12 protein-coding genes and 1 pseudogene are annotated in these 8839 nt (G+C 70.0%); 7 read left to right on the forward strand and 6 right to left on the reverse strand.

Translation table 11 applies throughout. The annotated features are described in order from the left end of the window. From VED21_RS13985 to VED21_RS14010, 6 genes and pseudogenes are all read right to left on the reverse strand, one after another. Positions 1-468, reverse strand: a pseudogene (locus tag VED21_RS13985) (flagellar biosynthetic protein FliP); the annotation flags it as partial. Continuing rightward, positions 465-803: a flagellar biosynthetic protein FliO gene (locus VED21_RS13990; protein ID WP_324882984.1), complete on the reverse strand. Its 339-nt coding sequence runs from the start codon at positions 801-803 to the stop codon at positions 465-467. The pseudogene VED21_RS13985 and the gene VED21_RS13990, both read right to left, overlap by 4 nt. After that, entirely contained in the window at positions 803-1180 is a 378-nt protein-coding gene (locus VED21_RS13995; protein WP_324882985.1) for a hypothetical protein, read from the reverse strand. The genes VED21_RS13990 and VED21_RS13995 overlap by 1 nt, the downstream gene beginning before the upstream one ends. Then, positions 1177-1494 (reverse strand): EscU/YscU/HrcU family type III secretion system export apparatus switch protein, encoded by a 318-nt coding sequence (locus VED21_RS14000; RefSeq protein WP_324882986.1) that lies wholly within the window; start codon positions 1492-1494, stop codon positions 1177-1179. Before VED21_RS14000 ends, VED21_RS13995 begins: the two co-directional genes overlap by 4 nt. A 101-nt stretch (positions 1495-1595) precedes the next feature. Next, positions 1596-2186: a copper chaperone PCu(A)C gene (locus tag VED21_RS14005; protein WP_324882987.1), complete on the reverse strand. Its 591-nt coding sequence runs from the start codon at positions 2184-2186 to the stop codon at positions 1596-1598. A 73-nt stretch (positions 2187-2259) separates the two neighbouring features. Beyond that, complete coding sequence (locus tag VED21_RS14010) at positions 2260-2667, reverse strand: DUF2946 family protein (RefSeq protein ID WP_324882988.1); 408 nt, start codon at positions 2665-2667, stop codon at positions 2260-2262. 176 nt (positions 2668-2843) lie between these two features. Between VED21_RS14010 and flgB the strand changes: the two genes are divergently transcribed. The 7 genes from flgB to VED21_RS14045 are packed head-to-tail and all read left to right on the forward strand — an operon-like array spanning position 2844 to position 8824. Then, a complete protein-coding gene (gene flgB, locus VED21_RS14015; protein WP_324882989.1) occupies positions 2844-3251 on the forward strand; it encodes a flagellar basal body rod protein FlgB in 408 nt (135 codons plus the stop codon). A 19-nt stretch (positions 3252-3270) separates the two neighbouring features. Continuing rightward, positions 3271-3681 (forward strand): flagellar basal body rod protein FlgC, encoded by a 411-nt coding sequence (gene flgC / locus VED21_RS14020; RefSeq protein WP_324882990.1) that lies wholly within the window; start codon positions 3271-3273, stop codon positions 3679-3681. A 38-nt stretch (positions 3682-3719) separates the two neighbouring features. Then, a complete protein-coding gene (fliE, locus tag VED21_RS14025) occupies positions 3720-4025 on the forward strand; it encodes a flagellar hook-basal body complex protein FliE (RefSeq protein WP_324882991.1) in 306 nt (101 codons plus the stop codon). 37 nt (positions 4026-4062) lie between these two features. Next, a complete protein-coding gene (locus VED21_RS14030; RefSeq protein ID WP_324882992.1) occupies positions 4063-4338 on the forward strand; it encodes a flagellar biosynthetic protein FliQ in 276 nt (91 codons plus the stop codon). A 14-nt stretch (positions 4339-4352) separates the two neighbouring features. Further along, positions 4353-5123, forward strand: a complete 771-nt coding sequence (fliR, locus tag VED21_RS14035) for a flagellar biosynthetic protein FliR (protein WP_324882993.1) — start codon at positions 4353-4355, stop codon at positions 5121-5123. Positions 5124-5157: 34 nt separating this feature from the next. Beyond that, entirely contained in the window at positions 5158-6237 is a 1080-nt protein-coding gene (gene flhB, locus VED21_RS14040) for a flagellar biosynthesis protein FlhB (protein WP_324882994.1), read from the forward strand. 49 nt (positions 6238-6286) lie between these two features. Continuing rightward, positions 6287-8824 (forward strand): PAS domain-containing hybrid sensor histidine kinase/response regulator, encoded by a 2538-nt coding sequence (locus VED21_RS14045; RefSeq protein ID WP_324882995.1) that lies wholly within the window; start codon positions 6287-6289, stop codon positions 8822-8824. Positions 8825-8839 lie beyond the last annotated feature (15 nt).

Genomic DNA, 8839 nt, shown 5'->3' on the forward strand with positions numbered 1-8839 from the left:
GCCCATGTCGACGAAGAGCTGCAGGTCCTTCTCGTTGGTGTGGCGCAGCATGAACTCGCGGAACGGCGCCACGGCGCGGTTGAACGCCTCGCCCTCGTCGATCTGCTCGGCGATCAGCGGCTGGATGCCCTGCTGGTAGGAACGCTCCAGCACCGGCGCCATGATGAAGAAGGTGAGGAACAGCGCAAGACTCACCATCACCGTGTTGGGCGGCACCTGCGGCACGCCCAGCGCCGAGCGCAGGAAGGACAGCACGATGACGATGCGGGTGAACGCCGTCATCATGATCAGGATCGACGGCGCCAGCGACAGCACCGTGACCAGCGCCATCATCTGGATGACGCGGCCGGTGGTCGACCCGCCGGCGTCGCCCATGTCGAAGGTCAGGCTCTGCGCAAGCACCGGCCCGGCGGCCACGCCGGCCGCCAGCGCCAGCAGCGCGGCCATCAGGACGCGGGTGCGGCTCATGGCGCGGCCTCCCGGCTTTCGGCGGGCGTCTCGGCGGCGGGCGTGCCGGCAACCGCCATCGCCTCGCCGAAGGCGGAGCGCACGCCGGTCTCCACCACCGCGTCGCCGGTCGGGCTCAGCAGTAGCAGGTGCTCGACGTCGTCGCGGCGCACCAGGACGAGGCGGCGCTTGGCGTCCAGCGCCGCCACCTCGACGATGGACAGGCGCCGCTTCCGGGCCGAGGCGTTCATGGTGCTGCCGAAGCCGAATCGGCGCAGCACCAGCGCCAGCGCCACGAACAGGGCGATGACGAAGACGAGCGCCAGCGAGAAGCGGAAGTAGAGATCGAGGTCCATCAGGGCTCTTCGTCGGGCGGCGGCTCATCGGGCGGCGGCTCATCGTGCGGCGGTGGCGCCGCGCGCCCATAGGCGGCGGCGGCCCGCCGGCGGGCGGTGTGCGGGGCGGCCAGCACCGCCTCGCGCTGGAGGGCGAGCGTCGCGGCCAGCGCGTCCACGGCGCCCAGCAGCGCCTCCAGGTCGTTCAGCAGGCCGCGCCCGTCGTCCTTCGGCAGCGCCCGCACCGCGCCGCACAGCGCCGCCACGCGGGCGTCGAGCCCGGCGAGGTCGACGGTGGCGCCCGATTCGGCCTGCGTGCGCGCCGCGTCCAGCGCGGCGGCGACGGCGGCCAGTTCGGCGTGGATGGATTCGGCGTGGATGGCGGGGGCTCCGGTCATGGCGCCGCCGCCTCCGGATCCGGGGGCAGCGTGCCGTTGGCGCGGTAGACGTAGGACAGGATCTCGGCCACCGCGGCGATGGCCTCGATGGGGATCTCGCTGTCCACGTCGATGGCGGCCAGCACCTCCACCAGGTCGGAGTCCTCGCGCACCTTCACGCCGTTGGCGAAGGCGATCTCCAGGATCTGCTCGGCCACGTGGCCACGGCCGGTCGCCACGATCTTCGGCAGCGTCTGCGTGCCGAGTTCGTACTTCAGCGCCACCGCGACGGGGCGGCGGGGCGGGGGCCGGGTGTTGGAGGACGGCGCGGACAACTCGCTTTCCTTGGGTTGTGCCGGAGGCTCCCGCCGAAAGGCCTAGGAATTCCGCGCCATCCTCGCTGAACATGCTTAACGAAAGCTGAAAGCGCCGCTGCTCAGTGCTTCATCGGCGGGTTTTGCGGCTGGTGCTGGCCCATCGGCGCGTGCCCGCCCGGCGCATGCCCGCCCGGCATCTGGTGGGGCATCGGCTGGCCGTGCGCCATGCCGCCGGGGGCCATGGCGCCGGCCTCCTGCACGGTGACCTCCACGGTGACCGGGCCGGCCTTGGCGAAGGTCAGCGTCACCGGGAAGGTCGCGCCCTGCTTCAGCGGCTCCTTCAGGCCCATCAGCATCACGTGCAGGCCGCCGGGGCGCAGGGTGGCCGGCTCGCCCGGCTTCACGTCGATGGCCTCGACCTGGCGCATCTTCATGACGCCGTCTTCCTGGCGGTGGGTGTGCAACTCGGCCTTCTGCGCCACCGGGCTGGAGGCGGCGACGATGCGGTCGGCCTCGCCGCCGGCGTTGGTGGCGACGAAGAAGCAGGCGCCGTTGGCGGCGCCGGGCGCCGTGGCGCGCGACCACGGGGCGGCGATGGTGATGGAACCGGCCGTGGCGGCGGCGGCGGCGGCGGCCGGCTTGCCCTGGGCAAAGGCGGGGGCGGCGGCGAGCAGGGCGGAGAAGACGAGGGCGGTGGAGAACAGCTTCATGGTGATGGCCTTCGCATACGAATGACGGAGGGCGCCCGGCGGCGGCCGGGCGTTGGCAGAAATTGCTCGTCGTTCAGGCGAAGGCGGGCGGCGCGCGGCTCGGCGGCAGGCCGGGATCGGCCGGCGGGCGGGCGGCCTCCGTGTCCGGCGGTGCCGGCCGGGCGCAGGGCCGCACGGTCGGCGCGGCCAGCGCGGCGCTCGCGGCCGGGGCGGCCAGCGGTGCGGCGAACGCCCCGCACACCGGGCAGGGCGGGGCGACGGGCTTCTGCCCGTCCGGCGCGGAGGGCGCGTCGGCAGCGCGCGGCGCGGTGCAGATGTTGTCCCAGGCGGCGCCGGTCCCGGCGGCTGCCCCGGCGGCTGCCAGGACGGACTGCACCGGCAACGCCAGTTGCGCCAGCACCGCCGCCACGGCCAGCCACGCCCAGAGCCCGCGTGAAGCGATCCTGGTGCTGCGGCGTCGATGGGCGGTGGCGGTGCGCATGTCCGCGACTCTATACCGGTTTGCCGCGTCGTTTGAAGGGGTGTGACGTCCCCCTCCCGACCGGCCGCTTTCAGCTTTTATTAAGGAAACCGGAGGACCATGAGCCTGACCCGGTCCATCCGGGCCTTCGCGCATCCGTACTTCCCGGGCGGCGCGGCTCAACGCGGTGCAAGGCCATGGATCTCAGCAATCTCGCCCTCTTCAAGCTGATCAACCGGAAGATGGACTGGCACACGCAGCGCCAGGAAGTGCTGGCGCAGAACATCGCCAACGCCGACACGCCGCAGTACCGCCCGAACGACCTGAAGCCCTTCACCTTCCGCGACGCGCTGTCCGATTCCCGGCGCATGAAGCCGGCGTCCACCGATCCCGCGCACCTGTCCGGCACCGTCGCGCAGGGCGGGCTGGCCAAGGAGCAGCGCGTGCGCAATCCGTACGAGACCGCGCCGGACGGCAACGCCGTGGTGCTGGAAGAGCAGGTCATGAAGGTCTCGCAGAACAACATGGACTACCAGACCATCACCAACCTCTACCGCAAGCAGGTCGCCATGCTGAAGCAGGCGATCGGCCGCGGCGGTATGTAAGGCAGGGGGGGCGCGGGCGATGGATCTCTACAAGGCGATGGCGGCATCCAGCGCCGGCATGAAGGCGCAGGGAACCCGCATCAAGGTGGTGGCGGAGAACATCGCCAACGCCAACACCACGGCGGAGACGCCGGGCGACCTGCCGTACCGCCGCAAGGTCGTCACCTTCCAGAACGAGATGGACCGCCAGCTCGGCATGGACACGGTGAAGGTCAAGAAGATCGACGTGGACAAGAGCGACTTCGAACGCCGCTACGACCCCACGCACCCCAGCGCCGACGCCGACGGCTACGTCCTGATGCCGAACGTCAACACGCTGGTCGAATCCATGGACATGCGCGAGGCGCAGCGCTCCTACGAGGCGAACCTGACGGTCGTCGAATCCACGCGCACCATGCTGTCGCGCACCATCGAGATCCTGCGCGCCTGACGCCCGGCGCCCGCGTATAGGAAAGGGGAGTTCCACCCATGGTCGCCAACGTCGCCAACGTCATCGCCGCCTACGCCAACACGGCGGCCAAGACCTCGGGCGTGGGCATGGCGCCGCGCGACGAAGGCCCCAGCTTCGGCGCCGTGCTGGAGGAGGCCGCCAAGTCCGCCGTCGGCAGCCTGCGCAAGGGCGAGACCATGACCGCGCTGGCCGCCGTCGGGCAGGCCGACCTGACCGACGTCGTACAGGCCGTGACCAACGCCGAAATGACGCTGCAGACGGTCACCACCGTGCGCGACAAGGTGATCAGCGCCTACCAGGAAATCCTGCGCATGCCGATCTGACGGCGGCGCCACAGCACCCCTTGCCCCGCACCCTGCCATGAACGAAACCGACGTCATCGAGGTCTGCCGCACCTCGCTCGTCACCCTGGTGATGGTGGCGGGGCCGATCCTGGTCATCATGATGGTCATCGGCACGGCCATTTCCGTGTTCCAGGCGGTCACGCAGATCAGCGAGCAGACCCTGGCCATCGTGCCGAAGGTGCTGCTGGTCTTCGGCATGACGATCCTGCTGGCGCCCTACATGCTGGGCGAGATGACGGAATTCTTCTCCCGCGAGGTCGCCGACCGCATCGTCGCCATCGGCTCGCACTGAACCGGCTCGCCCCGATGAGCCTGGTGCAGACCCTCTTCGCCGACCAGATCTTCACCTGGTTGCTCGTCTTCGCCCGGCTGGGCAGCGCCTTCATGGTGCTGCCGGCCATCGGCGACGCCTTCGTCAGTGCGCGCACCCGCCTGCTGCTGGCGGTGGCGGTGACGGTGCTGGTGGCGCCGGTGCTGAAGAACCAGCTGCCGGCCGAGCCGCGGCAGGTGCTGGCGCTGGCGATGCTGATCATCGGCGAGATCACCATCGGCATCTTCCTGGGGTCGGTCGGGCGCCTGCTGGTGGGCGCGCTGGAGGTGGCGGGCACGATCATCGCCACCCAGTCCGGCCTCGCCAACGCGCAGATGTTCAACCCGGCGATGGCGACGCAGGGCTCGCTGCCGGGTGCCTTGCTGGGCTGGCTGGGGCTGCTGCTGATCTTCATCACCGACATGCACCACCTGCTGATCATGGCGGTGGTGGACAGCTACACCCTGTTCGTGCCGGGCGCCCCGCTGCCCATCGACGGTATGGCCGACATGGTCGGCCGGCTGGTGTCGCGCAGCTTCCTGATCGGCGTGCAGATGTCGGCGCCCTTCATCATCACCGGCATGCTGTTCGGCCTGGCGCTGGGCCTGCTGAACAAGCTGGCGCCGCAGATCCAGGTGTTCTTCCTCTTCATGTCGACGCAGGTGGCGCTGGGGCTGTTCCTCTTCGCCATCACGCTGTCGGCGATGATGATGTTCTGGCTCAGCCATTTCGAATCCGCCTTCGTCGAGTTCCTGAACCCGACCTGAGCGGCCGTCGGCCCTAGCGACAGGAGTGCCAAGGGTGTCCGAAGACGCCGACGAGTCATCGAAAACAGAAGAGCCGACACAAAAGAAGCTCGACGAGGCCCACAAGCAGGGCAACTACGCCATGAGCCAGGAGATCGGCATCTGGCTGCTGCTGGCGGCCACGCTGATCATCCTGGTGTCGCTGCTGCCGGGCACGGCCAGCGGCCTTCAGCGCCGGCTGGCCTTCTACGTCGAGCAGGTCTACCAGATCCCCATGGACCAGGCGGGCATCGGCATGGTCCTGATGCGCGTCGCCGAGGACATCTTCTGGGCGCTTTGGCTGCCGGTGCTGCTGCTGATGGTCGCCGGTGTCGTCGGTGCCATCGGCCAGACGGGCTGGCACGTGTCCTGGCAGCTGATCGAGCCGAAGTTCGACAAGATCAGCCCGCTGAAGGGCTTCCAGCGCCTGTTCGCGGTGGTGCCGCAGATGGTGCAGCTCATCAAGGGCCTCGCCAAGATGGCGGTGGTCGGCATCGTCGCCTACATGGCGCTGACGCCGATGGTGACCTCGGTCGAGCACTTCGTCGGCATCGACATGATGGCGCTGCTGAACGAGATGAGCGAGCTGACCTACCGCCTGTTCGTCGGCGTGCTGGCCATGCTCACCATCATCGCCGCGGGCGACCTCTTCTGGCAGCGCTACGACTACAACAAAAAGATGAAGATGACCAAGCAGGAGGTGAAGGACGAGCACAAGCAGGCGGAAGGCGATCCCGTCGTGAAGAGCCGCATCCGCCAGCTGCGTTTCGAACGCGCCCGCCAGCGCATGATGTCCAACGTGCCCAACGCCGACGTGGTCGTCACCAACCCGACCCACTATGCCATCGCGCTGAAGTACGACCCCGAGACGATGACCGCTCCCCTGGTGCTCGCAAAGGGCGTGGACGCGGTGGCGCTCAAGATCCGCGAGGTGGCCAAGGAGCACGACATACCTGTGGTGGAAAACCCACCCCTGGCGCGCGCCTTGTACGCGACCGTGGACATCGATGAGGAGATTCCCGCCGAACATTATCGTGCGGTGGCGGAACTCATCACCTATGTTTTCAAGTTGAAGCGGCGTCCGTTGCGGAATTGAGGGCCGGGACGGGGCGTCGCCGAGGGGCGAACCGCATCCGGGGTCAGGCGTGGACGACGCATCCTCCTTCTTCGATACGCGCGCGGCGGCATCGTCGGCGCACGCCGGCCGGCCGGCGCGCGGTCCGGGCTCGGCGCTGCTGGCCGGGGCGCTGCAGATGCTGGGCGCCGCCGGGCTGGCGGCGCTGGCCGCCGGGCTGGCCTTCGACCGCGACCCGCTGGCCTGGGCCGGTGCCGCGGCGGCGACCTTCGGCGCGCTGGCGCTCATCCTCCACGTGGCGCGGCAGCGCCAGCGGCTGGCGCACGACGACCTGCTGCTGACCGGTGCGCTGGACGGACTGACCGCCGGCCAGCTGATCTGCGACGCCGACGGCCGCGCGGTGTTCGTCAACGCCGCCTTCCGCCAGATCGCCGGGGCGGTGGACGGCGAAGGGGTGCTGGAGGGGCTGGAGCGCCAGCTCGCCGCCGATCCCGACAGCCTCGCCGAGTTCCACCGCGTGCGCGAACGCGCCTGCGGCGGCGTGCCCGCCGCGGCCGAGCTGACCATCCCGCGCGAGGGCCACGGCGGCGAGGGCCATGGCACCGAATGGTGGCGGGTTCAGGCGGTGCCGATCGCCCGCTTCCCGGGCGCCGTCCACTGGCGGGTGGAGGACATCACCGCCCGGCGCGAGCTGGAACAGGTGATGCTGCGCGAGCAGGCCAAGCTGGTCGACTTCATGGACCACGCGCCGGTCGGCTTCTTCTCGGTCGACCAGGACGGCGCCTTCCTGTTCGCCAACGCCACGCTGGCGAAGTGGCTGGGCTGCGCGCCCCGCGACCTCGTGGAAAGCGGGCGCCGCCTGCACGAGGTGCTGGCCGCCCCGCCCAAGGCGGCGGCCCCCTACGACCTGTTCGAGGGCGGCGGCGGCGAGCAGCGCGGCGAGCTGACCATGCGCGGCCTGCAGGGCCGGCGCTTCCAGGCGGCGGCGGCGCAGACGGTGGTGGTGTCCGACGACGGGCATTCCGTCCACACCCGCTCGGTCGTGCGCGACCTGACGCCGGAGCGCGAGTGGCAGGAGGCGCTGCGCCTGTCCGAACAGCGCTTCCAGCGCTTCTTCGAGGACGCGCCGATCGGCATCGCCCTGGTCGACGAGACCGGCAAGCTGGCCGAGTGCAACCACGCCTTCCTGGCGCTGATCGGGTCGCAGGCGCGCGACGTCATCGGCCGCCCGCTGGCCGACATCGTCGACCCGCGCGAGCGCGAGGCGGTGGCCGAGCGGCTGAAGTCCGTGCACGGCGGTGCCGACCCGGCGACGCCGCTGGAGGTGCGGCTGACCGGCGGGCGCGACCTGGTGGCGCAGCTCTTCGCGCGGCGGCTGGCCGGCGTGGGCAGCGAGGGCGGGGCGGGCCTGATCCTGCACTTCATCGACATGACCGAGCGCAAGAGCCTGGAGGCGCAGTTCTCGCAGTCGCAGAAGATGCAGGCGGTGGGCCAGCTGGCCGGCGGCGTGGCGCACGACTTCAACAACCTGCTCACCGCCATGATCGGCTTCTGCGACCTGCTTCTGCTGCGCCACAAGCCGGGCGACCAGTCGTTCAGCGACATCATGCAGATCAAGCAGAACGCCAACCGCGCCGCCAACCTCGTGCGCCAGCTGCTGGCCTTCTCGCGCCAGCAGACCCTGCAGCCGCGCGTGCTCACCGTCACCGACGTGCTGGCGGAGCTGTCGAACCTGCTGCGCCGCCTGATCGGCGAGACGATCGAGCTGAAGATGCTGCACGGCCGCGACCTGGGCCTCGTCAAGGTCGACCAGAACCAGCTGGAGCAGGTGATCATCAACCTCGTCGTCAACGCGCGCGACGCCATGCCTGGCGGCGGGCGGCTGACCGTGGTCACCTCCAACTACACCGTCGCCACGCCCGAGCGGCGCGAGCACGAGGTGGTGCCGGCCGGCGAGTACGTGGCGGTGGAGGTGATCGACACCGGCATCGGCATCCCCAAGGAGAATTTGCAGCGCATCTTCGAGCCGTTCTTCTCGACCAAGGAGGTGGGCTCCGGCACCGGGCTGGGCCTGTCCACGGTGTACGGTATCGTCCGTCAGTTCGGCGGCTTCATCTTCGTCGACAGCGAGCCGGGGCAGGGGGCCAAGTTCACCATCCTGCTGCCCCGCCACCAGGGCGAGGCGCGCCCGGCCGACCAGGGCGAGCCGCGCGAGCGCCGCGGCAGCGACCTCACCGGCTCCGGCACCATTCTGCTGGTGGAGGACGAGGACGCGGTGCGCGTCTTCTCCGCCCGCGCGCTGCGCAACAAGGGCTACCAGGTGCTGGAGGCGAAGAACGGCGAGGCAGCGATGCAGCAGCTCACCGGCGACGCTGCGGGCGTGGACCTCCTGATCACCGACGTGGTCATGCCGCAGATGGACGGCCCGACGCTGGCCCGCAAAGTGCGCGAGCGGCGTCCGGACATGAAGGTGATCTTCATCTCCGGCTACGCCGAGGACCGCTTCAAGGACGAGCTGGACGGCCCCAACGGCTCCCACTTCCTGCCCAAGCCCTTCTCGCTCAAGCAACTCGCCTCCAAGGTGAAGGAGGTCATGCGGGGGGCGTGAGGTGGCTCACGAAAC

Source organism: Azospirillum sp. (assembly GCF_035627195.1).
GTDB lineage: Bacteria > Pseudomonadota > Alphaproteobacteria > Azospirillales > Azospirillaceae > Azospirillum.

Coding starts and splice junctions, on each gene's coding strand:
- VED21_RS13990 (WP_324882984.1), bottom strand. CDS start 803: ATGGACCTCGATCTCTACTTCCGCTTCTCGCTGGCGCTCGTCTTCGTC.
- VED21_RS13995 (WP_324882985.1), bottom strand. CDS start 1,180: ATGACCGGAGCCCCCGCCATCCACGCCGAATCCATCCACGCCGAACTG.
- VED21_RS14005 (WP_324882987.1), bottom strand. CDS start 2,186: ATGAAGCTGTTCTCCACCGCCCTCGTCTTCTCCGCCCTGCTCGCCGCC.
- VED21_RS14010 (WP_324882988.1), bottom strand. CDS start 2,667: ATGCGCACCGCCACCGCCCATCGACGCCGCAGCACCAGGATCGCTTCA.
- flgB (WP_324882989.1), top strand. CDS start 2,844: ATGGATCTCAGCAATCTCGCCCTCTTCAAGCTGATCAACCGGAAGATG.
- flgC (WP_324882990.1), top strand. CDS start 3,271: ATGGATCTCTACAAGGCGATGGCGGCATCCAGCGCCGGCATGAAGGCG.
- fliE (WP_324882991.1), top strand. CDS start 3,720: ATGGTCGCCAACGTCGCCAACGTCATCGCCGCCTACGCCAACACGGCG.
- VED21_RS14030 (WP_324882992.1), top strand. CDS start 4,063: ATGAACGAAACCGACGTCATCGAGGTCTGCCGCACCTCGCTCGTCACC.
- fliR (WP_324882993.1), top strand. CDS start 4,353: ATGAGCCTGGTGCAGACCCTCTTCGCCGACCAGATCTTCACCTGGTTG.